Annotated in this window: 24 protein-coding genes and 1 pseudogene; 7 read left to right on the top strand and 18 right to left on the bottom strand. The window is 59.9% G+C overall.

What is annotated here, in order from left to right; genetic code table 11:
- Positions 1 to 32 precede the first annotated feature (32 nt).
- On the bottom strand, positions 33 to 1,505 hold the full coding sequence (locus ROG8370_RS04010) for an NAD-dependent succinate-semialdehyde dehydrogenase (protein WP_085825795.1): 1,473 nt from the start codon (positions 1,503 to 1,505) through the stop codon (positions 33 to 35).
- An 87-nt stretch (positions 1,506 to 1,592) separates the two neighbouring features.
- On the opposite strand from ROG8370_RS04010, the gene ROG8370_RS04005 reads away from it, so the two are divergent.
- Positions 1,593 to 2,381, top strand: coding sequence for a hormone-sensitive lipase (locus ROG8370_RS04005; protein ID WP_085825794.1), 789 nt, complete (start codon positions 1,593 to 1,595; stop codon positions 2,379 to 2,381).
- Positions 2,382 to 2,471: 90 nt separating this feature from the next.
- Positions 2,472 to 3,704 (top strand): MFS transporter, encoded by a 1,233-nt coding sequence (locus tag ROG8370_RS04000; protein ID WP_085825793.1) that lies wholly within the window; start codon positions 2,472 to 2,474, stop codon positions 3,702 to 3,704.
- On the opposite strand, the gene ROG8370_RS03995 is transcribed toward ROG8370_RS04000, so the two are convergent.
- From ROG8370_RS03995 to mbfA, 8 genes are all read right to left on the bottom strand, one after another.
- Entirely contained in the window at positions 3,705 to 4,631 is a 927-nt protein-coding gene (locus ROG8370_RS03995; protein WP_085825792.1) for an alpha/beta fold hydrolase, read from the bottom strand.
- Entirely contained in the window at positions 4,628 to 5,545 is a 918-nt protein-coding gene (locus ROG8370_RS03990) for an ornithine cyclodeaminase family protein (RefSeq protein ID WP_085825791.1), read from the bottom strand. The genes ROG8370_RS03995 and ROG8370_RS03990 overlap by 4 nt, the downstream gene beginning before the upstream one ends.
- 26 nt (positions 5,546 to 5,571) lie before the next feature.
- Positions 5,572 to 6,540 (bottom strand): DMT family transporter, encoded by a 969-nt coding sequence (locus tag ROG8370_RS03985; protein WP_085825790.1) that lies wholly within the window; start codon positions 6,538 to 6,540, stop codon positions 5,572 to 5,574.
- Positions 6,541 to 6,804: 264 nt separating this feature from the next.
- Positions 6,805 to 7,260 (bottom strand): YaiI/YqxD family protein, encoded by a 456-nt coding sequence (locus ROG8370_RS03980; RefSeq protein ID WP_085825789.1) that lies wholly within the window; start codon positions 7,258 to 7,260, stop codon positions 6,805 to 6,807.
- Positions 7,257 to 8,699 (bottom strand): Si-specific NAD(P)(+) transhydrogenase, encoded by a 1,443-nt coding sequence (gene sthA / locus ROG8370_RS03975; RefSeq protein ID WP_085825788.1) that lies wholly within the window; start codon positions 8,697 to 8,699, stop codon positions 7,257 to 7,259. Before sthA ends, ROG8370_RS03980 begins: the two co-directional genes overlap by 4 nt.
- A 3-nt stretch (positions 8,700 to 8,702) precedes the next feature.
- The gene (gene fghA / locus ROG8370_RS03970; protein ID WP_085825787.1) at positions 8,703 to 9,536 is read right to left on the bottom strand and encodes an S-formylglutathione hydrolase; all 834 of its coding nucleotides are present in this window, start codon (positions 9,534 to 9,536) and stop codon (positions 8,703 to 8,705) included.
- Positions 9,537 to 9,566: 30 nt separating this feature from the next.
- Positions 9,567 to 10,499 carry an AEC family transporter gene (locus ROG8370_RS03965; RefSeq protein WP_085825786.1) on the bottom strand — a complete coding sequence of 311 codons (933 nt, stop codon included), beginning with the start codon at positions 10,497 to 10,499 and terminating at the stop codon, positions 9,567 to 9,569.
- Positions 10,500 to 10,567: 68 nt separating this feature from the next.
- Positions 10,568 to 11,545, bottom strand: a complete 978-nt coding sequence (gene mbfA / locus ROG8370_RS03960; protein ID WP_085825785.1) for an iron exporter MbfA — start codon at positions 11,543 to 11,545, stop codon at positions 10,568 to 10,570.
- A 174-nt stretch (positions 11,546 to 11,719) separates the two neighbouring features.
- On the opposite strand from mbfA, the gene ROG8370_RS20485 reads away from it, so the two are divergent.
- The 3 genes from ROG8370_RS20485 (at position 11,720) to ROG8370_RS03950 (ending at position 14,059) form a co-directional block, all read left to right on the top strand.
- A complete protein-coding gene (locus tag ROG8370_RS20485; RefSeq protein WP_170925177.1) occupies positions 11,720 to 11,878 on the top strand; it encodes a hypothetical protein in 159 nt (52 codons plus the stop codon).
- A 126-nt stretch (positions 11,879 to 12,004) separates the two neighbouring features.
- Positions 12,005 to 12,622: a TetR/AcrR family transcriptional regulator gene (locus ROG8370_RS03955; RefSeq protein WP_085825784.1), complete on the top strand. Its 618-nt coding sequence runs from the start codon at positions 12,005 to 12,007 to the stop codon at positions 12,620 to 12,622.
- 132 nt (positions 12,623 to 12,754) lie between these two features.
- The gene (locus ROG8370_RS03950; protein WP_085825783.1) at positions 12,755 to 14,059 is read left to right on the top strand and encodes a ferredoxin reductase family protein; all 1,305 of its coding nucleotides are present in this window, start codon (positions 12,755 to 12,757) and stop codon (positions 14,057 to 14,059) included.
- 171 nt (positions 14,060 to 14,230) lie between these two features.
- Here ROG8370_RS03950 and ROG8370_RS03945 read toward each other — a convergent pair whose 3' ends face one another.
- The 9 genes from ROG8370_RS03945 to eutB all read right to left on the bottom strand — a co-directional run bounded on the left by ROG8370_RS03945 (position 14,231) and on the right by eutB (position 25,284).
- Positions 14,231 to 15,421, bottom strand: coding sequence for an ABC transporter permease (locus ROG8370_RS03945; protein WP_085825782.1), 1,191 nt, complete (start codon positions 15,419 to 15,421; stop codon positions 14,231 to 14,233).
- A 6-nt stretch (positions 15,422 to 15,427) separates the two neighbouring features.
- A complete protein-coding gene (locus ROG8370_RS03940; RefSeq protein WP_085825781.1) occupies positions 15,428 to 17,098 on the bottom strand; it encodes an ABC transporter permease in 1,671 nt (556 codons plus the stop codon).
- Between the two features lie 101 nt (positions 17,099 to 17,199).
- Entirely contained in the window at positions 17,200 to 18,315 is a 1,116-nt protein-coding gene (locus tag ROG8370_RS03935) for an extracellular solute-binding protein (RefSeq protein ID WP_170925178.1), read from the bottom strand.
- Between the two features lie 123 nt (positions 18,316 to 18,438).
- Positions 18,439 to 19,548 (bottom strand): ABC transporter ATP-binding protein, encoded by a 1,110-nt coding sequence (locus tag ROG8370_RS03930; RefSeq protein ID WP_085825779.1) that lies wholly within the window; start codon positions 19,546 to 19,548, stop codon positions 18,439 to 18,441.
- Between the two features lie 235 nt (positions 19,549 to 19,783).
- Positions 19,784 to 21,154: an aspartate aminotransferase family protein gene (locus ROG8370_RS03925; RefSeq protein ID WP_085825778.1), complete on the bottom strand. Its 1,371-nt coding sequence runs from the start codon at positions 21,152 to 21,154 to the stop codon at positions 19,784 to 19,786.
- Positions 21,155 to 21,237: 83 nt separating this feature from the next.
- Entirely contained in the window at positions 21,238 to 22,713 is a 1,476-nt protein-coding gene (locus ROG8370_RS03920; RefSeq protein ID WP_085825777.1) for an NAD-dependent succinate-semialdehyde dehydrogenase, read from the bottom strand.
- A 110-nt stretch (positions 22,714 to 22,823) separates the two neighbouring features.
- On the bottom strand, positions 22,824 to 23,297 hold the full coding sequence (locus ROG8370_RS03915) for an Lrp/AsnC family transcriptional regulator (protein WP_085825776.1): 474 nt from the start codon (positions 23,295 to 23,297) through the stop codon (positions 22,824 to 22,826).
- A 3-nt stretch (positions 23,298 to 23,300) separates the two neighbouring features.
- The gene (locus tag ROG8370_RS03910; protein WP_085825775.1) at positions 23,301 to 24,293 is read right to left on the bottom strand and encodes a cyclodeaminase; all 993 of its coding nucleotides are present in this window, start codon (positions 24,291 to 24,293) and stop codon (positions 23,301 to 23,303) included.
- Positions 24,283 to 25,284, bottom strand: coding sequence for a hydroxyectoine utilization dehydratase EutB (gene eutB, locus ROG8370_RS03905; RefSeq protein ID WP_085825774.1), 1,002 nt, complete (start codon positions 25,282 to 25,284; stop codon positions 24,283 to 24,285). Before eutB ends, ROG8370_RS03910 begins: the two co-directional genes overlap by 11 nt.
- Before the next feature lie 164 nt (positions 25,285 to 25,448).
- Between eutB and doeA the strand changes: the two genes are divergently transcribed.
- Together doeA and ROG8370_RS21380 are read left to right on the top strand one after the other, a co-directional pair.
- Positions 25,449 to 26,633 (top strand): ectoine hydrolase DoeA, encoded by a 1,185-nt coding sequence (gene doeA / locus ROG8370_RS03900; protein ID WP_085825882.1) that lies wholly within the window; start codon positions 25,449 to 25,451, stop codon positions 26,631 to 26,633.
- Between the two features lie 140 nt (positions 26,634 to 26,773).
- A pseudogene (locus tag ROG8370_RS21380) lies at positions 26,774 to 26,897 on the top strand (IS110 family RNA-guided transposase); the annotation flags it as partial.

Raw genomic sequence — 26,897 nt, 5'->3', positions numbered from 1 at the left:
GAACGACAAGCCACTGCTTGAGTTTTGAGCGATCAGACGCTCATGCAGATGTATTTCATTTCAAGGAAGTCCTCGATGCCGTGATGGCTGCCTTCGCGGCCAAGGCCGGATTGCTTGACCCCGCCAAACGGCGCGACTTCGGTTGAAATGATGCCGGTGTTGACGCCGACGATGCCATATTCAAGCGCCTCGGCCACCTTGTAGACGCGGCTCAGGTCCTTGGCGTAGAAGTAGCTCGCCAGACCAAAGATCGTGTCATTGGCCATGGCAATCACGTCATCCTCGTTCTCGAACTTGAAGAGCGGCGCAAAGGGGCCAAAGGTTTCATCGGTGGCAACCTGCATCTCCTGCGTGGCGCCGGTGATGATCGTCGGCGGAAGGAAATAGCCCTCACCCTGCATCGGATCACCGCCACCAAGGATCACTTGCGCGCCCTTGGCCTTGGCATCGGCCACATGTTCCTGAACCTTGGTAATTGCATCGGAGTTGATCAGCGGGCCAAGGGCAACGCCGTCTTCCATGCCGTCACCGATCTTGAGGTTGCTGACCGCCACCTTGAGCTTTTCGGCAAAGGCATCATAAACGCCGGCCTGCACGTAAATCCGGTTGGCACAGACACAGGTCTGGCCGTTATTGCGGAATTTGCACAGGATTGCGCCCTCGACCGCCGCGTCAAGATCGGCATCGTCAAACACGATGAACGGCGCGTTGCCGCCCAGCTCCATCGAGCATTTCATCACCTGATCGGCGGCCTGACGCAAAAGGATACGCCCCACTTCGGTCGAGCCGGTAAAGGTGATCTTGCGCACGGCGGGATTCTCGCAGAATTCCTTGCCGATGTCAGAGGATCGCGACGACGGAACGATGTTGAACACACCCGCCGGGATGCCCGCGCGTTCGGCCAGCACCGCCATGACGGTGGCCGAAAGCGGTGTTTCCGCCGCCGGGCGACCGACAAAGGCACAGCCCGCCGCAAGCGCCGGGGCGGCCTTGCGGGTGATCATCGCGTTGGGAAAGTTCCAGGGCGTGATCGAGGCGACAACGCCGATCGGCTGCTTGATCACGGTGATGCGCTTGTCGCGCTGATGGCCGGGGATGGTTTCGCCGTAGATGCGCTTGGCCTCTTCGCCGAAAAACTCGATAAAGGCCGCGCCATAGGCGATCTCGCCCTTGGCTTCGGCAAGCGGTTTGCCCTGTTCGGCCGTCAGGATAACGCCCAGATCATGCTGGTTTTCCATCATCAAATCGAAGAACTTGCGCATGACAGCGGCGCGTTCTTTGCCGGTCCATTTCGCCCATTCCTTTTGCGCGGCCTCGGCCGAGGCAATGGCGCGGGCCACCTGTGCGCGGCTCAAATCGGCAACATTTGCAATCACGTCGCCCCGTGCGGGGTTGGTGACCTCGAATGTCCCGTTATCACCATCCACCCATTCACCGCCGATATAGGCTTTTTCGGCCAAAAGGCTGGGGTCTTTGAGCAGTGATTTCAGATCGGTCTTGGTCATGGCGCAATCGCCTCCTGTCTTTTCATCTCGCAAAGGCAAAGCACCTTGGGGTAGGAATGTCTAGGCCCAGTCAGAAAGGAAAATAGCGTGAATCTGGACGATGCATATGCCAATGTGCCCTATATTCCCGGCGGCGCGGACTATCCCGCGCGCTGGAGCGCCGAGGCGCAGGCGTTTCGTGACGCGCGTGTGGCAGAGGGGCGGGCCGAGCTTGGCATTTCGTATGGCCCGAGCGAACGGCAGGCGTTTGATCTGTTTCATCCCGAGGGCACGGCCAAGGGTTTGATGGTCTTCGTGCATGGCGGGTATTGGCTTCGGTTTGACCGCTCGCTCTGGTCGCATCTGGCGGCGGGCGCGCTTGCGAGGGGCTGGGCGGTGGCGATGCCGTCTTATGACCTCTGCCCCGAGGTTCGGATCGCCGATATCACGATGCAGATCGCGCGCGCCGTGACGGCGGCGGCGGCGCGGGTGGACGGGCCGATTGCCCTTGCCGGGCATTCGGCAGGTGGGCATCTTGTGGCGCGTATGGGCATGACTGGGGTTTTGCCCGATGACGTGGCGGCGCGGCTTTCTCATGTCATGCCAATTTCGCCGGTCTCTGACCTGCGCCCGCTTTTAGAGACCTCGATGAACGCCGATTTCCGACTTGATCTGGCCGCTGCCGAGGCCGAAAGCCCGGCATTGATGGCGCCGCCGAGCGTGCCGGTCACCGTCTGGGTCGGCGCCGATGAGCGGCCCGTCTTCCTTGATCAGGCGCAATGGCTTGCCGAGGCTTGGGGGGCCACGCATCACGTCGCCAAAGACCGTCATCATTTCGATATCATCGAGGCGCTCAGCGATCCCGATAGCGCGATGATGGATCAATTGCTGGGCTGACGCGCCCTTGTGATGCGCCCCATCACAAAGGCTGAATTGACGGGCGGGTCAGGGGCCCTAGACTGCGGCGGAATTCGCTGAAAGATCATCATGCAGAAATCCGCCCCCCTGTTCACGCCCGTCCTGATTGCAGGGTGCGCGATCATCCTGATTTCATTCGCCATTCGCGGATCATTCGGGGTGTTTCAGATCCCGATCGCGGCCGAGTTCAACTGGCCCCGCGCTGAATTTTCGCTTGCCATCGCCATTCAGAACCTCGCCTGGGGCTTTGGTCAGCCGTTCTTTGGCGGATTGGCCGAAAAGATGGGTGACCGCAGGGCAATCGTGCTTGGCGCGCTGACCTATGCGGCGGGGCTTGTCCTGTCGTCTTTCGCGGTCACCCCCGAGGCGCATCAGCTTTACGAAATACTTGTTGGCTTTGGCATTGCCGGCACCGGCTTTGGGGTGATCCTTGCCGTGGTAGGGCGGGCAAGTTCGGATGAAAACCGCTCGATGAGCCTTGCCATCGCCACCGCCGCCGGGTCGGCCGGTCAGGTCTTTGGCGCGCCGGTGGCGGAATATCTTTTGGGCATGATGACATGGCAAATGGTGTTCATGATCTTTGCCGCGATCATTCTGGCAAGCCTCGCGGTCCTGCCGCTGATGCGCGCACCAGAGCCAGTCAATCGCGCCGTGCTAGAGGAATCGATGGGCGCGATCCTGCGTAAGGCCTTTCGCGATCCGTCCTATACCCTGATCTTCCTGGGGTTTTTCAGTTGCGGCTATCAGCTTGGGTTTATCACCGCGCATTTCCCGGCCTTCGTGACCGAATTATGCGGCCCGATTGCCCCCGGTGGCGCGCTGCACAGTATGGGCATCACCACCACCTCGGCGCTAGGGGCGGTGGCGATTTCACTGATCGGGCTGGCCAATATCGTCGGCACGCTGACCGCCGGCTGGCTGGGCAAGCGGTATTCCAAGAAAAACCTGCTGGCGATGATCTATCTCGGGCGCACGTTGATTTCGGCGGCGTTTATCCTGACGCCGATCACGCCGGCGACGGTGCTGTTGTTCTCGGTCTCGATGGGCGCGCTCTGGCTGGCGACTGTGCCGCTGACCAGCGGGCTGATCGCGCATCTCTACGGGCTTCGCTACATGGGCACACTTTACGGGATCGTGTTCTTTTCTCACCAATTGGGAAGCTTCATGGGCGTCTGGCTTGGCGGCAAGCTCTATGATCTCAATGGCGATTATACGCTGGTCTGGTGGATCGGCGTCGGCATCGGGTTGTTCAGCGCAATCGTGCATTTGCCGGTTCGCGAGCGCAGCCTTCGGGCCGCCTGATCAATCGCGCATCAGATCGCGCATGGCATGGATCACCTCGTCGCTATGGGTGTAGGTCAGGCCATGACCGGCGCCCTCGATCACCTCTTGGCGCGCGGCGCGGTTCAGTTGCGCCAGATCGCCCATGCTGCTGAGCGGGATGATGCTGTCCTCACTGCCCCAGATCGCCAGAACCGGAAGGCGGGTTTGGGCGATATCGCGATGCTCTTCGCGCAGATCCTCGGACACCATGCCGTTGATTGAGGCAATGACAGCGGGCACAAAACCGCGATAGCGCAATTCGCCCTGTTGCAGATCGACGATGCCTTTGACCGAACTTGGCAAGTCACGTTCCGCCTCGGTGCCCGCACGAAAAGAGCGGGCGAAAAGCGCCTGCATCGCCCAACGGCCAATCGCGCTGCCCTGGCTCACGCGCTCGGCCAGCGGGCCAAGGTCATGGCCAAGCCCGGCAGGCGCAATCAACACCAGCTGGCGCAGCCTTTCGGGGAACAGCGCGGCAAAGGCGGTGGCGATAGAGCCGCCCATGGAATAACCCAATAGCGTGATGTCGCCGTCAATGCCCTGATCCTCAAGCAGCTCTTCAAGCTGGGTCGCGAAGAAGGCCGAATCCTGCGGGCCAGAGGGGCGGTCGGAATAGCCACGCCCGTAAAGGTCATAGACCAGCACCCGAAACCCAAGCGCCCCAAGCCCCGGCGCAAGGCCGGTCCAGACGAAAGACGGCGTTGTAAGGCCGTGCACGCAGACCGCCACCGGCCCGCGCGTTGCCCCGAGCCAGCGGTAATGCGTGCGCCCGCGCGACAGATCGGCAAACTTGCCCGGCGCCGTGCGGCGGGCGCGCTCGTCCATGCGCGGTTTGAGCGCCTCAAGCAGATAGGGCGCGGCCACCACAAGCGCCAAAAGGCCGAGGATCAGCCAAAGCCAGATCATGCGGCGGCCCTCCAGGCGTCAAGGATGTAGCGGCTTGTCATAAGATCAAGATGCGCACCGCCGCCGTTCTTGAACAGGGTGATTTCATCATCCGAGCGGCGTTTGAAATTCGCGGGCTCATAGTAATCGGCGACAAGGTGCTCGCGGGTGATCACCCCCGCCTCAATCGGGATCTTGATCTCGCCGATATGGCCGATGGTCGTGTCATAGCTGTCGACAAACACCCGCGCGCGCAACAATGCGGCATCATCGGCCTCGCGCATGTCGGGGCGATAGGCGCCGATAAGGTCGATATGCTGACCGGGTTGCAGCCAGTCGCCCTTGATCAGCGGTTCGGTCGACATGGTCGCCGAGGTCACGATATCGGCGGCGCGCACGGCTGCTTCAAGATCATCGGCGACGCTCATCCCCGGACAATCGGCGGCCATTTTCTCGGCATTGGCGCGGGTGCGGTTCCAGATCGAAAAGCGGGCGCTCGGAAAGACCGAGCGATAGGCCTGCCAGAGATTGCGCCCGACGGTGCCGGCACCAACGATCAGGATCGTTTCGCTCTCGGGCCGGGCGAGGCGGGTGGCGGCAAAAAGGCTATCGCCAGCGGTTTTCCACTTGGTCACAAGGTGGAAGTCGACAATCGCCTCAAGCGTGCCGTTATCGTCGGAATAAAGATTGACCGCCCCGTTGATCATCGCCTCGCCCTTGTCGGGGTTGCGCGGAAAGATCGTGGCGGATTTCACGGCAAGCCCCATCCCGTCAATCCAGGCCGCGCGATTGAGCAGGGTATCGGGATCGCGGTAGAGAAAGGTATCGGCAATCTCGGCCTTGGGCAAGGCATGCCCGGCTTTGAAGGCGGCGCAAAGCCCGCGCCAGTCAAGATTGGCCTCGCCCTCGGTAAAGGGGATCATCGTGATGTTCATACGCGGTCCTTTCTCGTCTTGCGGCGCTAACGCCGGTATGTCGGGGCGTCGGTGGCGAGGGTTTCATCCTTCACCGACTCGCGCCACAAAAGATAGAGCCCCGATCCGATGATAAGCGCAATGCCGATCCACGCGCTTTGGTCGGGCCATGTGCCAAAGACCGTGACGCCCCACATGATTGCCATCGGCATGGCCACATATTCGAACGGCGCGGCAAAGGCCGCTTCGCTTAGGCGGTAGGCCTGAGAGATGCAGAGGCCCCCAAGCATCGCCGAAATCCCCAGCATGACAAAAATCGGATAATCGCCCGGATCAGGGACCACCCAGGCGCGAAACAGGAATTCAAGCGAGGGGTGGCCCATCCCGGCAAAACGCCCGTCGCCAAGCCCAAGCCCAATGGCAAGGCTGGCGACGACAAAGGTGAGCTGGATATAAAACGCCATGGTTGGCGCGGTTTCCGTGCCGCCGATCTTGCGGGTCAGCATATGCAGCGTGGCGTAAAGAAACGCCGCCGCAATCGGCAAGAGCGAAGCCAGCTGAAACGCCGCCGTGCCCGGCTTGACAATCACCAGAACGCCGACAAACCCCACCGCAACCGCGGCCCAACGGCGCGGGCCGACGGTTTCGTAGAGGAAAATCACCGAGAACACCGTGATCACCAAAGGCGAGACAAAGAACACCGCCACCGCATCGGCAATCGGCAGCGCCGCCAGCCCCAGAAACAGGCACATATTGGCGCTCACCACGCAAAGTCCGCGAATGAGGTGAACGACGGGGCGGCGCGTGCGCAAAAGGCTTGTGCCGCCCGTAAAGGGCATCACGCAGGTCACAAAGGCAATGATCCCGATCATCGCGCGGATGAACACCACCTGATGCAGCGCATAGTCATCCGACAGGAACTTGATCCCGACATCATTGAGCGAAAAGCACATCACCGCCGCCAAGGCAAAGGCGGCGCCGGTCAGGTTAGAGCGCTGAACGGTGGCGGTGGTCATGAAAATCCACGGTTGTTGTTTACCCGCGTCACCAAAGGCCACGACCCTCGCATTGTAAACCCCCGAGGGTTCTCTTGAGGCAATCGCAGGCCAAAAGGAAGGATTGAGTATTTGTGGAACGATGAAAGAAGCGGGTGTCGGAAGGGTGGCTTTTGCTCGTTGCGGTCTTTGCCCCACGCGCAATCAAGGCCGCCGCTCATCGCCGGACTGCGGCCCTGGGACGCGCGGCTTTGCGAGCGACCGCTTCACCCATACAGCCGACCTTTATCCGCCTGATTGCTTGGCGGTGCGCAGGGCACGTTCAAGGGCATCGAGAAAGCGCGAGCGGTCGGCCTTGGTAAACCCCTTGCCGCCGCCTTGGCGAAACGGATCGGCGGCGCGCAGGTCGGTCATGAGATCACGGGTGGCCAGCACGTTGCCGATATTGGCCTGTGTCAGAGGCTCGCCGTTGTGCTTGAGCACCTGCGCCCCCGCCTCGACGCATTTGGCCGCGAGGGGGATATCGCCGGTGATCACCACGTCGCCGGGGCCGACGCGCTCTGCGATCCACATGTCGGCGACATCGGGACCGTCGGGCACGATCACCGTCTCGACAAGCGGGTTCTGCGAGGGGCGCAAACCGCCGTTCGAGACGACAAACATCTGCGCGCGATGCCGGGTGCCGACCTTTTCAACCTCGGCCTTGACCGGGCAGGCATCGGCATCGACATAGATGCTCATTTCTTTGCCTTGCTGGCTTTGGCCGCGCCGCGGTCAAGCTTGTATTCCTCGGGGATCGGCATGCGGTTGAAAGCATCAAGACCGGCGATCTTATAGGCCTCGGCAAGCGTCGGATAGTTGAACGTGTTCTGCACGAAGTAATCCACCGTGCCCTTGAGGTTCAGCACCGCCTGCGCAATGTGGATAAGCTCGGTCGCGCCCTCGCCAACGATCTGCACGCCCAAAACCCGCCGCGTCTTGAGCGAAAACAGCATCTTGAGCATGCCATGTTCCAAGCCCATGATATGCCCGCGTGACGTCTCGCGAAAGCGCGCGACGCCAACCTCGTAGGGAATGCCGCGTTCCTGCATTTCCTCTTCGGACATGCCGCAGGTCGAAATCTCGGGGACCGAATAGATTCCGTAGGGAAACCAGGGGCTTTCCGGCAAGGTGGGCGTTTCAAGCGCATGACACCCGGCCACGCGCCCCTGTTGCACCGAGGTCGAGGCCAGCGAGGGGTGACCGATCACGTCGCCCGCAGCATAGATGTGCGGCACGTTGGTCTGATAGGTTTTGCGATCAACCTCAAGCCGTCCGCGATGGTCGGTTTCAAGCCCGGCGGCGGCAACATCAAGGCCTTCGGTTGCGCCCATCCGCCCGGCGGCAAAAAGCAACATCTCGGCGCGGACATGACGGCCATTGGCAAGGCTGACCTCGATGTGATCGCCCGCGTCCTCAATCGTTTCGATGGCGGATCCAAGCCGTAGATCGACACCATTCTCGCGAATTTGATGGGTGAAATCCTGAATGAGCGCGGTGTCGATGAAATCGAGGAAGGTCTCGCGCGGCTCAATCAGGGTCACGCGGACATCAAGCGCCGAGAACATGGTGGCATATTCCACCCCGATTACCCCGGCACCGACCACGATCAGGCTGCGCGGGATCTGGGCAAGTTCGAGAAACTCGTCGCTGTCTACCACGGTACGCCCGTTGAAGGGCACGTTGTCGGGCCGATAGGTCTTGGTGCCGGTGGAAATCAGAAACCGTTCAGCGGTGAGCCGCGTGACATCGCCCGCCTCGGTGGCGACATCCACGGTATGCGGATCGACAAAGCGCGCCAGCCCATGCAACGTGTCGACATGGTTGCGGTTGAACTGATGCTCAAGCACGTCAACCTCGTGATCAAGCGTCATGTGCAGCCGCGCCTTGAGATCCTCGGCGCCGATGTCATCCTTGACCCGATAGGCACGGCCATAAAAGCTGCGCTCGCGCCAGCCCGAAAGGTTCAGAACCGTCTCGCGCAGGGTCTTGGAGGGGATCGTACCGGTATGCACCGAGACCCCGCCGAGCCTGTCCTTGCGGTCGATGACAAGCACGCGGCGCTTGAGCTTGCCGGCCTGAATGGCAGCCGCGCGCCCCGCCGGGCCAGAGCCGATGATGATCAGGTCATAATGGCTCATGGTTTAACCTGCATAAAGCGCCTCGGCGTGGAACGACACGTGATCCTCCATGAAACTCGACATGAAGAAATAGCTGTGATCATAGCCCTTTTGCATCCGGATCGCGCCCTCTTGGCGGCGCGCAAAGGCGGCCTCGGCAAGGGTTTCGGGGCGCAGCAGGTCAAGGAACTGATCATTGGTGCCGGTATCCACAAGAACCGGCCCGTCAAAGCCGACCTCGCGCATCAGGGTGCTGGCGTCGTGGGCGGCCCATTTGCTTTCATCGGCGCCAAGATAGGCGGTGAACTGTTTGCGGCCCCAATCGCTTGCGGTGGGGTTGCAGATCGGCGCAAAGGCCGAGACGGAACGGTAACGCCCGGCGAGGCCCATCGCTAGGGTAAGCGCGCCATGCCCCCCCATCGAATGGCCGGTGATCGACTGACGCTCGCCGTCAATCGCGAAATTCTCGGTGATCAGCGCGGGCAGTTCTTCGGCAATGTAATCCCACATCTTGAAATGCGGCGCCCAGGGGTCTTGCGTGGCATTCACGTAAAACCCGGCGCCTTGCCCAAGATCATAGGCCTCGTCATTGGCAACGCCCTCGCCCCGCGGGCTTGTGTCGGGAAAGACAAGCGCGATGCCCTGCTCTGCGGCCCAGCCCTGTGCGCCGGCCTTGGTCATGGCATTTTCATGGGTGCAGGTCAGCCCCGAGAGATACCAAAGCACCGGCACCGGGCCATCCTTGGCCTCTTGCGGCAGGAAGAGGCCAAAGGTCATATCGCCACCGCAGGCCTTGGAGGAATGAGAATAAACCCCCTGAATGCCCCCAAAGCAGGTGTTCTCCGAAACCGTTTGCATGCGTCTCTCCTTTACCATCTTGAGCAGTGTTCAATAAAGCTGGTTCACCCAGCCGATCACAAGCGACACTGTAACGATTGCCGCCGTCGTGGAAATCAGAATCGAGGCCGAGACCCGTTTGGGCGCGACCCCGTAATGCTGGGCCAGCATATAGACATTGCCCGCCACCGGCAGGCTTGCGGCCGCAATCATCACGGCAGCTGCATAGGGCTCGACCCGGAACAGAACCAGCGCCGAAAGCGCCACAAAGCCCGGGTGCAGCACCAGTTTGCAGAACGACAACCAGCCCGAAATCGTCGCGCGTTCAGCCGATTTCGAGGCCAATGATGCGCCAATTGCGAACAGGGCGCCGGGTGTCGCCGCGCCACCCAGAATGGCCACGAAATCGTTCATCGGGTCCGGGATCGGAATGCGCAGGCCCGACCATGTGAGGCCCAGAACAATCGACACGATCATCGGATTTTTCAAAAGGCCAAGGCCAACCGTGCGCAGGATGCCAAGGCTCATCCGGCCATCGCGCGACCCGGTGATCAGGATCACCACAAGCGAGCCAAAAACGATCAGGTCAACCGCAAGAACGATCATCACCGGGCCAATCGCCGCCTCGCCCATCAGCATGGCCAGCATCGGCACCCCGAGAAAGCCGACATTGCCGATCACCGCGCATTGCGCCTCGATGGCGACTTCCTGAATGCTGATCCGGCGCAACAGGGCGACCATGGTGGCGATGCCATAGACAAATCCGGTGGCCCAGAGATAGGCCATCACGAAATTCCAATCCAGGACATCCGCCAGCGTCAAGTTCGCCGAAAACCGGAACAGCATCGCCGAAAGCGCAAAGTAGAACACGAATTTCGTAAGCCATGCGGTGGCCACTTCGGGGAAAAAGCCGCTTCGCCCGGCGCCGTATCCCAGCCCGATGATCAAAAAGAACGGAAGTGTCTGGAGGAATACACTCAGCATGCGCGTTTGGTAGCAGGTTCCGGGCCAAGGTCAATCGGCCCTGAGCCATGGGGCATCAGACCAAAGGCCTAGCCGCTCCCGATAAGCACACCCGCCGCAAAGACCAAGGCGCCACCAAGCACCACCTGAAAGGCGGCGCGGAAAAATGGTGTGTCCATGAACTTGTTCTGAATCCAGGCAATCGCCCAAAGCTCGATAAAGACAACAACAAAGGCGACGATTGTAGCAGTCCAGAAATCCGGGATCAGGTAGGGCAAGGCATGGCCAAGCCCGCCAAGCGTGGTCATGATCCCGGCCGCAAAGCCGCGTTTTATCGGGCTACCGCGTCCAGACAATTCACCGTCGTCACTGGCAGCCTCGGTAAAGCCCATCGAAATGCCCGCGCCCACACTGGCCGCAAGGCCGACGAGGAAGGTGGTCCAGGTGTCTTGGGTGGCAAAAGCGGTGGCAAAGATCGGCGCGAGCGTCGACACAGAGCCATCCATCAGACCGGCAAGCCCCGGCTGTACCCAGGTCAGAAGAAAGGCGCGTTTCGAGGTGCGCTCTTCTGCGGCAAGCGAATCCTCGTCAAGGTGCTCGGCCTCAAGTTCGCCCGCGCGGGCCTGATGCCCGGCCTCGGCGGCGGCGAGATCGCCAAGCAATCTGCGGGTATCGGCATCGGTCGTGCGATGCGCCGCCTTGATGTAAAACGCCTCGGCGTCGCGCTCCATCCCTTCGGCCTCGGCGCGAATACGCTCGATTCCGAGGTTTTCGATAAGCCAGACCGGGCGGCGGGCATAAAACCCGGCAACATGCTCGCGCCGGATAAGCGGGATCACGTCACCGAAACGCTTGGAATGCAGGTCGATCAGGCGCTTTCGATGTTCGTCTTCTTCGGCGGCCATGCCATCGAAGACCTTGGCGGTATCGGGATATTCGCCGCGCAACAACTCGCCATAGCTTCGATAGATACGCGCGTCGTCTTCTTCCGACGAAATGGCGAGCGCCAGAATTTCCTGTTCTGACAAATCCTTGAAACGTCGACGTGACGGGATACCGGGAATCATGACTGCCTCTTACCTTAGAATGGTTCTAATGTACTCTAGCCGCTGGCCGCTTCAAGCGCAAAGCGTCCGGGTGTCGCGCACAATCTAAACCGATTAGTTTATTTTTTACTTGAAAAGTAAACTAAACCGTTTAGATATGATTCTGAACCAAACAGTTCACTTTTGGAGAACGACATGAAACAGATCGTCACCGCAATCGCTCTCTCGCTTTCTCTGGCCGCCTCGCCGATTCTGGCCTTTGGCATCGACATGAGCACGCTCACGCCCGTTCTGACCTATCCCGATCCTGCGCCCGCGCCGGTGACCCAAGGCAACAGCGGCATTAATAAATGACGTCTCGCGACCACAGGTCACCGCGAACCTGCAAGGGTGGCCTGTGATTTCCGCGCCTCTGCGCGGATGTGCTTGCGATCCAGCCGTCAGGGCGACTAAACTAGCCCTCTTACCGGGAGGGGCTTTATGTCGGCAATGGCCGCAGAAATCAAAAAAGGGCGCAAGTTTGATCAAGTGCTCGAAGGGGCACGGCACGTCTTCATGCGTGATGGTTTCGAGGGCGCAAGCGTTGATGACATCGCACGCGAGGCGCAGGTGTCAAAGGCCACGCTCTATAGCTATTTCCCGGACAAACGCCTGCTGTTCTCTGAGGTGGCGCGGATCGAATGCAACCGCCAGGCCGAAGAGGCGCTGCGCGAATTTGATCTGAACGCCCCCTGCGCCGTCACCCTGCGCGATATCGCGGATCGTGTCGTGCGGTTTTTCCTGTCGGATTTCGGCATTCAGGTTTACCGGATCAGCGTTTCTGAATCCCACCGCTTTCCCGAGCTTGGCAAACGGTTTTATGCCTCAGGGCCGGAATTGCTGCGCGAGCGGCTTGGCATGGTCATGGGCCACTACGTGGAAACCGGCGCGCTCAAGATCGACGATATGGATCTTGCGGCGGAACAGTTTTGCGAACTCTGCAAATGCGATATTTTCGTGCGCTGCCTTTGCGGGCTTTGCAACGCTCCGAAAGAGGGCGATATCGACCGCGTGGTCACTGGCGTTGTTGACATGTTCATGGCGCGCTACGGCGTCTGAGCGCCCGCCGCCGGGTCATGCGGTCAGAAACCGGGGGCCCAAGGACAACTTGCGGAATTGTTCTGGCTCAAGGCGCGCGGCACTGCGGTGACGTAGGATTGCCAAGTCCTGCATACCGAGCCGAAGAAACCCATGAAGCCTCTCTTTTTGATCCTCGTTTATCTCGGCGTCGTCGCGCTGCCGCTGGTGCTCTCTTTTCTGACCGGCGGGCCGTCGCGCCCGGTGTATCAAGAGCTTGCCTCGGGCCTTGGCATTCTCGCCTTTTCGATGATCCTCGCAGAGTTTGTTCTTTCCGGCCGTTTCAGGAAGATTTCGCATGGCGTCGGGATGGATGTGACCATGCGGTTTCATCAGATCATGGCGCGCACGGCTCTGATCTTTGCGCTGCTGCATCCGTTCTTGTATCGCGCTACGCCGTCCGGGGGGCCACGACCCTGGGACCCGACCGGCCAGCTTACGCTCACCACTGATATTGCCGACCTGTCCAGTGGCATTGCCGCGTTCCTCATTCTTCCAAGTCTTGTTTTTCTGGCGATCGGGCGCACCAAGCTTGACCATAAATACGAGGTGTGGCGGCTGATGCATGGGATCGGTGCCGTTTTGATCGCACTGCTTTTGTTGCATCACGCCACCCATGCGGGCCGCTATGGGTCTCTGCCGGTGATGAGTTGGATCTGGCTGGTGATGACCGGGCTGGCGGTTGGATCACTTTTCTATGTCTACCTGATCGTGCCGTTTCAGGGTCGCAGGCAGGCATGGCGCGTCGCCTCTGTGACGCGGTTGACGCCCAAGCAGTGGGAACTGACCCTCGCACCCGATGCGCATTCGGGGCTTGCCTACAAGGCCGGGCAATTTGTCTGGCTGACGGTCGGGCACAGCCCGTTCTCGATCAACGAACACCCGTTTTCTATCTGCTCGGCGCCGTCGGGCGGACCAGAGGTTTCCTTCATGATCAAGGAGCTTGGCGACTTTACGCGCGGGGTTGGTGACATAAAGCCGGGCACGATCGCCTATCTTGACGGCCCCTATGGAAGTCTCGCGATTGAAGGGCGCACCGAACCCGGCGTCGCGTTGATTGCCGGCGGTGTCGGCCTCGCGCCGCTTCTGGGTATTCTCAGGCAGATGCGCCTTACGGGTGATCCGCGCAAGCTCAGGCTTGTCTATGGCAATAGGAAAGCCGACCAGATTGCCTTTCGCGACGAGCTTGGTGTGGCGGATGTCACCTATGTCCTGTCAGAGCCACCAGAGGGATGGACGGGCGAGACGGGTTTCATCGACGGCGCGCTTCTGGACCGGGTTTTTGCGCCGCAGGAATTCAAGGACTGGCTGTTCGTGGTCTGTGGGCCGACGGTGATGATGGACATCGTAGAAACCCATTTGATCAAGCGGGGCACGCCCGCTGATCGCATCCTGTCGGAGCGGTTCGATTATGATTAATCCGTTCAAAAAGATGACCCTGCGGCGCCGGGTAGGCATCGTGATCTTGGTGGTGAATCTCTGCCTGTGTCTGGCTGTGATCGCCTTTGCGCTGCGCTGAATGCCAGTGTGAGGCAAAGCAAAAGGGCGCCCGGTTGGGGGCGCCCTTTGTGTTCTATCAGGTTGGACCGCTTAGCCCGGGCTAAGCCCGCGCAGACGCTCGGAGCGGCGGCGCAGGTATTCCAGCGTGGTCAGCAGACAGATCGAGATCACCACAAGGATGGTCGCAACCGCAAGGATGGTCGGGCTGATCTGTTCGCGCAGGCCGGTGAACATCCGCCAAGGCAGGGTTTGCTGATTGGCCGAGCCGACGAAAAGCACCACGACAACCTCGTCAAACGAAGTGATAAAGGCAAACAACCCGCCAGAGATCACGCCGGGCAGGATCAGAGGCATCTGTACCCGGAAGAAGGTGGTCAGGGGATCAGCGCCCATATTCGCCGCCGCACGTGTTAGCGAGCGGTCAAAGCCCACAAGCGTCGCGGTCACGGTGATGATCACGAAGGGAATGCCAAGCGCGGCATGCGCCAGAACAACACCCATATAGGTGCCCTGCAGGCCAACGCGGCTATAGAAAAAGTACATGCCCGCCGCCGAGATGATCAGCGGAACGATCATCGGTGAAATCAGGATCGCCATAATGGCGCGGCGGAACGGCACATGCGGCTGGCTAAGGCCGATTGCCGCCAGCGTGCCAAAGCCCACCGACAGGACCGTCGCCATCGGTGCGATGGCCAGCGAATTGCGCAGCGCCTGCTGCCAGCCGGTCGAGGTGAAGAAATCCTCATAATGCTTGAGGCTGTAACCGGCGGGATCAAACCGCAACATTTCGGGCGTGAAGGTAAAGAAATCCTGGGCGTTGAAGCTAAGCGGCATGACCACAAGAATGGGTGTGATCAGAAAGACAAAGATCGTGCCGCAGATGACCCGGAAGGTATAATGCCAGAGCACCTGACCAGAGGTCAGATAGGGCGCAAGGTTGGCGCGATACCGGCCTTCGCCGATCCAGAAGATGAACCAGGAAAAGAACCATCCGGACAGCGCGCCAAGCACCAACCCCGGAAGCCCGGCCACAAGCCATCCCACCACGATAAAGAGGACGATCATTCCCATGCGAGTGGTCTTTTCCATGCCAAGGCCAAGCACCCTGAGCGCGATCAGGGAAAGCGCCATCAAGGCGATTGCGCCAATCACGATGCCCATAAGGCCAGAGCCATGCGCCGTACCGACAAACAGCCCCGCAAAGGCCCCCGCCGCGCCGACCATCGGCAAGGTGAAGGACAGGGGTTTCGTTTCAACCGGTGTAAGAGTGAATCCGCTCATTTTTCTTTACCCCAGCTTCACGTTGTCGATGCCGACGATCTTGTCGTAGGCGTAGTAGAGAACCATCACCACCGCGAGCAGGATAGAGCCCAAAGCAGCGCCAAGACCCCAGTTGAGCGATGACGAAATGTGATAGGCGATCCGGTTCGAAATGAACGTCCCGGTGGTGCCGCCGACGATTTCGGGCGTGATGTAATAGCCGATCGCGAGGATGAACACGAGAATGCTGCCCGCGCCGATGCCCGGCACAGATTGCGGGAAATAGACCCGCCAGAACGCTGTCCAGTTATTGGCCCCAAGCGATTTGGCCGCGCGCAGATAGGTCTGCGGGATGGTCTGCATCACCGAATACATCGGCAGGATCATGAAGGGCAAAAGGATATGCGTCATCGCGACGATCGTGCCGAACTGGTTGTTGATCATCACAAGCCGACTTTCATCGGCCACAAGCCCAAGCCAGACCAGCACATCGTTGATCACCCCCTGTTGTTGCAGCATGATTTTCCAGGCACTGGTTCGCACCAGAAGCGATGTCCAGAATGGCAGCAGAACAAGGATCATCAACAGGTTGGCCGAGCGCGCCGGCAGGTTCGCCATGATCCAGGCAATCGGATAGCCAAGCGCGATACAGCTAAAGGTGATCACCATCGACATGAACATCGTGCGCTTGAACAGGATGCCATAAATCCGCTCGTCCTCGGACCGCAGGGCGATGCCATTCGGCGTTTTTTCCATATCAATGGCATTGAGGAAATAGCCGGTGGTATAGGGCGGTGAATAGGCCTTGATCACCTGCCAGTATTCGGTGCGAAGCCAGTCCTTGTTGCTCTCGGCAAAGGCGGCCTTCATGTCAACCGGAGGAAGGGTGTCGATCTGGGCGGCGGCATCGCGCAATTCCTGTGCGCCGGGGCCCTGATAATCTGCAAGCGCCGCCACCGTGGCGGGCTCGGCAAGGTCAAGCGCAAGCGCCGGATAGACGGCCTCCCACGGGTCTTCTTCGGCAACGACATCGTTCTTCATGAAAAAGGTAAAGGCGGCAAAAGCGGTATAGGCCCGCGTGGTGTTGGGCAGGATTTTGTAAATCTCGGCGCCGGGAACAAAGCCGATCTCACCTTTGAACGTCGTGGTTTCGAGCATTTCGAGACGCCCGATCTGGTTCGACAAAAGCTTTGTGTTACCCTCGGCCCCCTGGCCTCCGGACATCATCTCATACCAGAATGCGCCCTCGTCAAAGGCCGGGTTCAGTTTCTTGAAGGCTTTCTGGTAAACCTTGCCCATGTCATCAACATCACGGCCGGTGGTGCGGAACATCGAGGAGATACCGCTTTCCTCATAGTTCAGACGCGACCCAAGCTTGGTGTGCTCCTTGCCTTCGGCGGCAAAGAACAGGTCAAAGAACAGCGCACGATAAACCCTCTCGTCCGGCGTGCCGGTGCCATCCCAATCGCGCAGCTCTTCCACCGTCATCGGCAGGGTTTTTCCGGTGATCTGGTTTTCGACCGAGCGAAACAACATGTCCGCAATGGGCGCGATGAACGTCAGCAGCACAAAGAGCAGCAGCGGCGCAATAAGCGCCAGGGCCCGCAATTTCTGCGCTCGAAGGGCGCGTCGCAGGCTGCGTTTCAGCGGCGTGCCATCCGCGGCAAGAACCGGGCCGGTGTGGGTTGTATCGCTCATGTCATCCCCGTCGGACAGTAGTGTTTATAAAAACCGGGTCTTTTGCCCGGCATGGGGTGGAAGGGGCCGATCCGGCCCCCTCCTGTTTGTGTTGGCAAGACTTATTGCACCAGCCACGCCTGGAATTTTGCATCCAGATCGTCACGGTTGTCTGCCCACCATTCGTAGTCATAGATGTGCACATTCGACGCGTTTGCCGGATCGGTCGGCATATGCGGCGCCATGTCGATGCCCAGATCCGCGTGCTTGCCAACCAGCGGCGCCGAAGACGCGCGTGCCGGGCCGTACGAGATATAGGCGGCCTGATCTGCAAGACGCTGAGTGTCGGTGGCGAACTTGAGGAAGTCCATCACGCGCGCCAGACGGTCCGCGGGCAGACCAGCGGGAACGATCCAGCCGTCAAGATCGAACGACTGCATATCCCACATCATGGCAATCGGCTGACCCTGCTCGGCAATCGCCGAGAACAGACGACCGTTGTAGGTCGAGCCCATGAACACTTCGCCATCGGCCAGAAGCTGGGGCGTTTCGGCACCGGCCGACCACCAGACAACCTGATCCTTGATGGTGTCGAGCTTGGCCAGAGCCTTCTCTACACCGGCATCTGTACCAAGGGTCGGATAGATGTCTTCCTTGGCGACGCCATCGCAGTACAGAGCCCATTCCATGTTGTCGATCGGGCGCTTTTGCAGCGACCGCTTGCCGGGGTACTTGGCAAGGTCGAACACGTCGCAAACGCTGGTCGGGGGCTCTACACCCGCAGGCACGAGATCGGTACGATAGCCGAATGTGGTCGAGTAAACGATTTGCGGCACGAAGCAATCGCTGACGATCAGATCGCCAAAGTCGTCGCTGGCAGAGGTGCCATCGGGCGCGGCGGCCAGATCTTCGTCGTGGTCAAGCTCCATCGCCAGACCTTCGTCGCACAGACGCATGGCGTCGGACGCAACTACGTCGACCAGATCCCAGGTGACGTTGCCGGCTTCGTTCATCGCGCGGAGCTTGGCAACGGCCTCGGCCGAGCTCTCGTCCCAGGTTGCGCTGACGCCTGCGTTGTTCGCAAGGTAAGGATCGACATAGGCCTTGTTCTGGCTCGCCTGATAGGCACCACCCCAGGATACAAGCGTCATGCTGTCGGCCATATCCTGTGCAGTCACCGCTGTGCCTGCAACGACTGTGAGAGCCGTGGTAGCAAGCAGAGTTTTCGTGAGTTTCATAAACATACTCCCAGTTTATTCTTAGTCCCGTTGTTCTGTAAATGGGCCCCCGTGCTACGGGTAAAACTTCCGAAGGCCTCGCTCAACCCGCGCCGCGCCCCATGAGGCACGACGCGAATAAGGTTATGCGTCTGGCGCATCCAGCGCCCGGCAATCTTCTGCAAGCCAGCCGATCTCGATCATCTCGCCCGGTTTCAGGCGGCGTTGATCGGGGGCATTGCGGGTTTTGATGATGAAATCGTCACGCCCGGCCACCTTGAGGCGCGTGCGGAAGATATCCCCCATATAGATAAACTCGGCCACTTCGGCCTTGAGTGTATGGGCATCAGGGCTAAGGCGGTCGCGGTTGAACTCAACCCGCTCGGGGCGGATCGAAATCAGCGTGCGATCGCCCGCCTTTTCAACGTTCACCGGCGTGGCATCAATCACGTCGCCATTGTCGAGCTTCACAAGAGCGCGGCCGCCCTTAATCTCTTGAACGGTGCCGGCAAGCGTGTTGTTCTCGCCGATGAACTGGGCCACGAAACTGTTTTGCGGGCTTTCATAAAGCTCATCCGGCGGGGCCAGCTGTTGAATGCGGCCATCGTTGAACACGGCAACCCGGTCTGACATGGTCAGCGCCTCGGTCTGGTCGTGGGTCACGTAAACCGTGGTAATGCCAAGCTCGTGCGCAAGGTGGGTGATCTCGAATTGCATCTTTTCGCGCAGCTGCTTGTCGAGCGCGCCAAGCGGTTCGTCCATCAAGACCAGTTCGGGTTCGAACACCAAGGCGCGGGCAAGCGCGACGCGCTGTTGCTGACCACCGGACAACTGTGCCGGACGACGCCCGCCAAAGGCGCCCATCTCGACCATCTCAAGCGCGCGCTTGACCTTGGCCTCGCGGTCGGACTTGCCGATCTTGCGCACCTCAAGCGGAAAGCTGAGGTTCTCGGCAATCGTCATGTGCGGGAAAAGCGCATAGTTCTGAAACACCATGCCAATGCCGCGTTTGTGCGGCGGGATGTTGTTGATGCTGATCCCGTCAAGCTTGATCTCGCCATGGGTGGCGGTCTCGAATCCGGCCAGCATCATCAGGCAGGTGGTCTTGCCAGACCCGGAGGGCCCAAGCATTGTCAGAAATTCGCCCTTGGGCAAGGAAAGGTTCAGATCCTTGACGACCAAAGTCTCGCCGTCATAGCTCTTTTGCACGCGTTCAAAAGCAACGAATGCATCGTTGTTCCCAGTATTGGCCAAGTTCGGCTCCCTGTTATTATTTCGCGGAGTCCCCCGCGTTCGGTCGAAACTAAAACGACAATCGCCCTTTGTTGCAAGTCGATTGCGTCACTTTTTTCCGGAATCCGACCACCGCAGGTCAAAACGACCATATCTGGAACAATAAAAGACGATTTTCCCGTGACTCGCGGATATTCGACCGGGGCACGCACATCTTTAACGCGAACCCCGGCCCATTCTTTGCAAGAGACTCAGTCTAGCCAAGAACCGTTTTGACGGCTTTGGCGGTCTTGGTGACCACCTCATCGGCCTCGGCACGGGTCAGACAGAAGGGCGGCGCGAATCCAAGGATATCGCCCTGCGGCATGGCGCGGGCAATCACCGCGTCTGCGCCAAGAGCGGCGGCAACCTGTGGGCCGATCTTGTCTGCGGCATCAAAGAAGGTGCGGCTGTCGCGGTCTTTCACGAACTCGACCGCGCAGAGCATGCCCTCACCCCGGACCTCGCCGACATTGGCGTGATCGCCAAGCGCCTCGGTCATGGTCTTGTTGAGGTAGCTACCGACATCACGGTTGTTGGCAATCAGGTCGAGTTCATCCAGAAGCTTGAGGTTGGCAACACCCGCCGCCGCACCAATCGGATGCGCCGAATAGGTCCAGCCATGGCCAATCGGGCCGTTTTCATCGGTGCCCTGTTCAAGCACTTTCCACATCTTCTCGCCGACAATCGACCCCGAGAGCGGCGCATAGGCCGAGGTCAGGCCCTTTGCGATGGTGATAAGGTCGGCCTCAAGCCCATAGTGATCGGAGCCGAACATCGTGCCAAGGCGGCCAAAGCCGGTAACGACCTCGTCCACCACAAGCAGGATATCGTGCTTCTTTAGAACCTCCTGGATCGCGGCCCAATAGCCTGCGGGCGGCGGCACGATGCCCCCGGTGCCAAGAACCGGCTCGCCGATGAAGGCGGCAATCGTGTCGGCACCTTCGCGTTCGATCAGCGCCTCAAGCTCGGCCACGCAATGGGCGGTGAACTGCTCCTCGGACTGACCAAGATCGGCGCGGCGGAAATAATAGGGCGCCTCGGTATGGACCACCTGCGACAGCGGCAGATCGAATTTCTTGTGAAACAGCTCAAGCCCGGTGAGCGAGCCGGTCACAAGACCCGAGCCGTGATAGCCACGCCAGCGACTGATGATCTTTTTCTTTTCGGGGCGGCCAAGGATGTTGTTGTAATACCAGATCAGCTTGACGTTGGTCTCGTTGGCATCCGATCCGCTCTGGCCGAAATAGACCTTCGACATGTTCGAAGGCGCACGATCAAGGATCATCTTTGAAAGAGTGATGCTCGCCTCGGTGCCATGGCCGACATATGAGTGATAATAGGCAAGCTCCTTGGCCTGCGCGGCGATGGCATCGGCAATATCCTGACGGCCATAACCGACGTTGACACAGTAAAGCCCGGCAAAGGCGTCCAGCATCTTGTTGCCGTCGCGATCCTCGATATGGCAATTGGTGCCGGTCTTGATCACCCGATGGGTAAGCTCGCCGCGCGCGAATTGCGCCAGATGGGTTGAGGGGTGGAAAAAGTTGTCGCGATCCCACTCCGCCAGTTGGTCATTTCTCAGCATGTTTGTTCCTTTCGATCCTTTGTGTCGGGGTCCGGAAATTTCAAAAATTTCCGGACAAAAATCTTTCCAAGATTTTGGTCTGGCTAAGCCCAGTCGCGACAGACGTATTTCATTTCCATAAATTCTTCCATCCCACGCCGCGCCCCTTCGCGGCCCAACCCCGATTGCTTGACCCCACCAAAGGGAATCGGCGCGCCGGTCACCTTAGTGCGGTTCACCGCCACCATCCCGAATTGAAGCGCCCGCGACATCCGGTAAATCCGGCGCGGATCAAGACTGTGGAGATAGGCGATTAGCCCGTACTCGGTGGCATTGGCGCGGGCAATCACCTCGTCCTCGGTATCAAACGGCGTGATCGCCGCCACTGGACCAAAGGTTTCGTCACGCATAATCGCGGCGGCGTCGGGCACATCGGTCAAGACCGTCGGCTGATAAAACAGCGGCCCCAGAGCATCGCGTTGTCCACCACAGCCAAGCCTGGCTCCATGTTCAAGCGCGTCCTTTACCTGCTCTTCCTGCTTTTGCACGGCGGCCTCGTTCATCAGCGGGCCAAGGTCGGGGTCATCCAACCCGACCCCCAGGCTCAACGCTTTGGTCACTGCGATGAAGCGCTCACAAAACGGCTCGTAAATCGCGCGTTCCACGTAAATCCGGTTCGCGCCAAGACAATCCTGCCCCGAGGTGGCGAATTTCGCCTTGATGGTTTCGGCAACCGCGCTGTCGATATCCGATCCCTTGAACACGATCACCGGTGCATGCCCGCCAAGTTCCATCACCAGCTTTTTCACCGTGCCCGCGCATTGGCGATACAAAAGCTGGCCGATATTGGTTGACCCGGTAAAGGACAGAACCCGCACGCGGGCGTCTTGGGTCCAGGGTTCGACCACGGTGGGGGCATGGCCCGTGACCACGTTGAACACCCCCGTCGGCACGCCCGCACGCTCGGCCAATTCGGCCAGGGCAAGCGCCGAATAGGGGGTTTCGCCGCTTGGATGCGCCACCACGGTGCATCCCGCCGCCATTGCCGCCGCCGCCTTGCGTGTGAGCATCGCCGCCGGAAAGTTCCACGGTGTGATGAGGGCGGCAACGCCCACCGGCTCAAGCCACAATTCAACCTCGGCGTCGGGAAGATGGCTCGTGACCCCCTCGATATTCGGGCGCTTTGATTCCTCGGCGTAATAGTCGACAAAGCTCGCAGCATAGTCGATCTCGCCGCGCGCCTCGGAGAGGGGTTTGCCCTGTTCAAGCACCATGATGCGGGCCAGGTCTTCCTTGTGCTTGATCATCAACTCGAACCACCGGCGCAGTACCGCCGAACGCTCTTGCGGCAGGGTCATGCCCCAGGTGGCAAAGGCCTCCTGTGCGGCGTCCACCGCCGTGCGTGCCTGTGCCGCGCTCATGCTGGCCACCTCGCCAAGCAAGGCACCATCGGCCGGGTTGGTCACGCTCAGGGTTTCGTTGCCGTCCCCGGCCACCCACTTTCCGTTCACATAGGAAAAGTGACGCACAAGCCGCGTATCGGTGATCCCGTGACGGGTCCAGTTTGCTGAATCTGACATGCCTTGCCCTCCTTTGCGCCAATGAATGCACTGGTACGGCAAGTAACTGCGCCTGAAGTTGGGCGCCTCTGCAGATTAATCGCCTTTTTATAAGGGCATCAAAAGATGAATCATCCGCCAAACATATCCAGCGGCGGCAGGCGCGGCGATTTTACCGGCTTGGTCACAATATAGGTGAAATAGCGCGCAAGCCCGATCCGCGCCTCTAGCATGGCGTCGATCAGGCGCTGATAGGCGTCAATATCGCGGGCCACGATCTGCAAAAGATAGTCAAACCCGCCGCCAAGCGCCCAACATGCCGTCACCTCACCGTAGCGCATCACGCTGGCCTCGAAGGCCTGAAAGCTGGCCGGCGTGTGATCTGCCAATTCGGCGGCGACAAAGACCGTCACATGGGGCCCAAGCTTTTTCAGGCTGATCCGCGCGTTGTAACCCTCGATAATGCCACCCTCTTCAAGTCGGCGAAGCCGCTCCCAACAGGGGCTTGCCGAGAGGCCAACACGCGCGGCCAGATCGGCCTTTGTGATCCGGCCCTCATCGGCCAGAACCCGCAGAATTTCCAGATCGCGCGCGTCAAGTTTCATGGATCAGGCCGAGATCACGGTGCCGACCGTGCCATTCTTGAGCCGCTCGAACACATGCGTCGCAATCGCCGTATCCTGAACGCCGGTGCCGGTCAGATCGGCGATGGTGATATCGGCGTCGCTGCGCCGCCCGCGGGCGCGCCCGGTAATGACATCGCCCAACTCGGACGGCGTGCCCTTGTCCCAAATGCCCGCAGCAATCGCGCTGCGCAATTCGCCAAGCTTTTCGGCCTGCGCAGCCCGGTCGGCGACGTAAAGATCCGCCTTGATCAACGCCTCTGGCTCGATCTCGTTCTTGCCGTCCTGATCCGATCCCATGGCGGTGATGTGCAATTCGGGGTGAAGCCAACGCGCCTTGACAATCGGGTCGCGCGCCGGAGTTGTGGTGACCACAAGCTGACTCGCCATCACAAGATCGCCGGGATGCGCGACAACGCGGGCTTCGCATTTCAGATCGCGCGCCAGATCATCGGCGCAGGCCTGTGCGTGGGCGGCGTCACGCCCCCAGACCAGCAAACGCTGAAACGGGCGCACGATATGCGCCGCCTTCATCTGAAGCCGCGCCTGAACACCGGTGCCGATCACACCCGCCGTATGCACCACGTCGGGCGCAAGATGGTGCGCCGCCACCGCCCCCGCCGCCGCCGTGCGCAAATCGGTAAGATAACCGTTGTCCAGAAACACCGCCTGCACCATGCCGGTTTTGGCCGAAAACAGCACCATCAAGCCATTCAGGCTTGGCAGGCCAAGCTTGGGATTGTCGAAAAAGCCGGGGCTGACCTTGATCGCGAAGCCGTCAAATCCGGGGATATAGGCGGTCTTTACATCGACCTCGCCATTCACATCGGCCAGCTCCATCGACATCACCGGCGGCATGATCACGCCGTCATCGGACAAGGCGGAAAAGGCTTTTTCAATCACGCGAATGGTGTCTTTGTTCAACGTGACGACACCGCGCAACTCGGCCTCGGTCACGACACGAATATCATGTGTCATATTTGACTCCGTTAATAACTTTATCGCCAAGGCGAATATCCTGCCCGGTCATCACGCGGGTAAACATATCCATATCCAGATTGCGACCCGTTACAATGGTGGCGGTCGGCCCGGTCAGTTTGACCTTGCCGGTCAACACGGCGGCCAGACCAACGACACAGGCACCCTCGGCCACGATCCGATCCTCGTAGTAAAGCACCTGCATGGCGCGATAAATCTCTTCCTCGCTGACAAGCACGATGTCATCGAGCAGATCACGGCACATCGGAAACGAAAGCCGGTTGTGCATGCCAATCCCGCCACCAAGGGAATCGGCAAGGCTTGGGTATTCTTCCACCTCCACCGGCTTGCCTGCCTTGATGCTCTGATGCATCGCGGCGCCGCGATCCATGGTGATGCCAATCACCCGGATACCCGGCTTGATCGCCTTGGCGGCCATGGCGACGCCTGCGGCAAGCCCACCGCCCGACAAGGGCACCAAAAGGGTGTCCAAATCCGGGCGCGCCGCCAGCATCTCAAGCCCGATGGTCGCCTGTCCGGCAATCACCAAGGGGTCATCAAAGGGCGAGATTTCGGTCAAACCCTCGTCGCGCACAAGCCTTTCAACCTCGGCCTGCGCGTCATCCTGGCTTTGGCCGATAATGCGCACTTCGGCGCCCAATGCACGAATGCCATCGACCTTGGCCTGCGGCACCAGCTCCGACATGCAGATCACCGCGCGCATGCCACGGGCGCGCGCCGCATAAGCCACACCGCGCCCGTGATTGCCAGTCGAACAACAGGTCACGCCTGCCGCCTCGCCAACCCCCGCCACGGCGTTCAGCGCACCGCGCAGTTTGAAGGCGCCGATCGGTTGCATATTTTCAAGCTTGAGCAGAAAATCCGCACCCGCCTGCACGCTCATATAGGGCGAAGGCACAAGTGGCGTGCCGTCCGCAAGCCCCCGGATAACCTGCGCCGCAGCATAAACATCGGCCAAAACAGGCTGCATTCGTCTCTCCTTTTCCGGCTCAGGCATACCTTGGGTCAGGCCATAGCCTAACGTCAACCGCGCGCGGGTCAGTTTCCTGAAAACGACATTTTATGGCGTATTTCTTGGGGCAACAGGGCGCTAAACCCCCAGTATGGGAGTGAAACTTAGCCATGGACCATGACATGATCGAAAAAGACCTGCCGTTTTCACCGCAAGAATTTCAGCGTCGCCTGGCCAAGACCCGCGCCGCGATGGAAAGCAAAGGGCTTGATGCGCTCTTTGTGACCGACCCGTCAAACCAGAACTGGCTGACCGGATATGACGGCTGGTCGTTTTATGTCCATCAAGGCGTTATCGTCCTGCCCGAGGCCGATCCGATCTGGTGGGGCCGCAATCAGGATGCCAATGGCGGCGTTCGTACCGTCTGGATGACCGATGATCGCGTGATGGGCTATGCCGACAATTACGTGCAATCCACCGAACGTCACCCGATGCAGGACCTCGCGGAACGCCTCACCGGGATGGGCCTTGCCGACAAACGCATCGGCGTAGAAATGGACAACTACTATTTCTCCGCCAAGGCAATGGAAGTGCTGCGCACGGAGCTGCCCGGCGCGACGTTCATCGACGCGACCGCGCTTGTGAACTGGCAACGCACTGTCAAATCCGAAGAAGAACTTGCCTTTATGCGCAAGGCCGCTGCGATCTCGGAAAAAATCGTCGATGGTCTGCTTGAACGGGTCGAGCCGGGCATTCCGAAGAATGAAATCGTCGCCGAGATCTTTCGTGACGGAATTCGCGGCGTTGACGGGGCCTGGGGCGATTACCCTGCAATCGTGCCTCTTCTGCCCTCTGGCTCTGACGCTGCGGCCCCCCACCTGACATGGAACGGACGCGAATTTGCCACTGGCGAGGCGACCTTCTTTGAAATTTCAGGCTGTTACCGACGCTACCATGCCCCGTTTTGCCGCACACTCTTTCTCGGCAAACCACCGCAATTCCTGCTCGATGCGGAAAAGGCACTGGTCGAGGGGCTAGAGGCGGGTCTTGAGGCGGCAAAAGCCGGCAACCGCGCCTGCGATATCGCCAATGCGCTTGCCGCACCGCTGGAGCGGGCAGGCATCGAACGCGGCGCGCGCTGCGGCTATCCAATCGGGTTGAGCTATCCGCCCGACTGGGGCGAACGCACCATCTCTCTGCGCGCCGAGGATGAAACCCTGCTGGAACCCGGCATGACCTTCCACTTCATGCCAGGTCTCTGGATGTCGGACTGGGGGCTGGAGATCACAGAATCCATTCTGATCAAAGAGACCGGCCCGGCCGAAACCTTCTGCAATCGTCCGCGCAAAATGTTCGTAAAATACTGAACCACTACCGGCTGGCGCCGGTAGGATCAGCGATGTGCTGTTCCAGGTACTGAAGATGGGGTGGTTGCCGCCCTCCCCTGACGGCATCGCAATGTGCCAAGATGGTGGTCTGTAGACCATCTAACGGAGAGGACGGCAAAATGAAGGATACAATGATTGGTGTAGATCTGGCGAAGAGTATTTTCCAGGTTCACGGGGCATTGCTGTCGGGGAAGGAACAATTCCGCAAAAAACTGACACGGCCCCAGTTCTGGAAATTCATGT

It is taken from the genome of Roseovarius gaetbuli, from assembly GCF_900172365.1.
GTDB lineage: Bacteria > Pseudomonadota > Alphaproteobacteria > Rhodobacterales > Rhodobacteraceae > Roseovarius > Roseovarius gaetbuli.
Note: the sequence above shows the minus strand (reverse complement) of the source record. Positions and strands in the feature narration are given on the sequence as shown.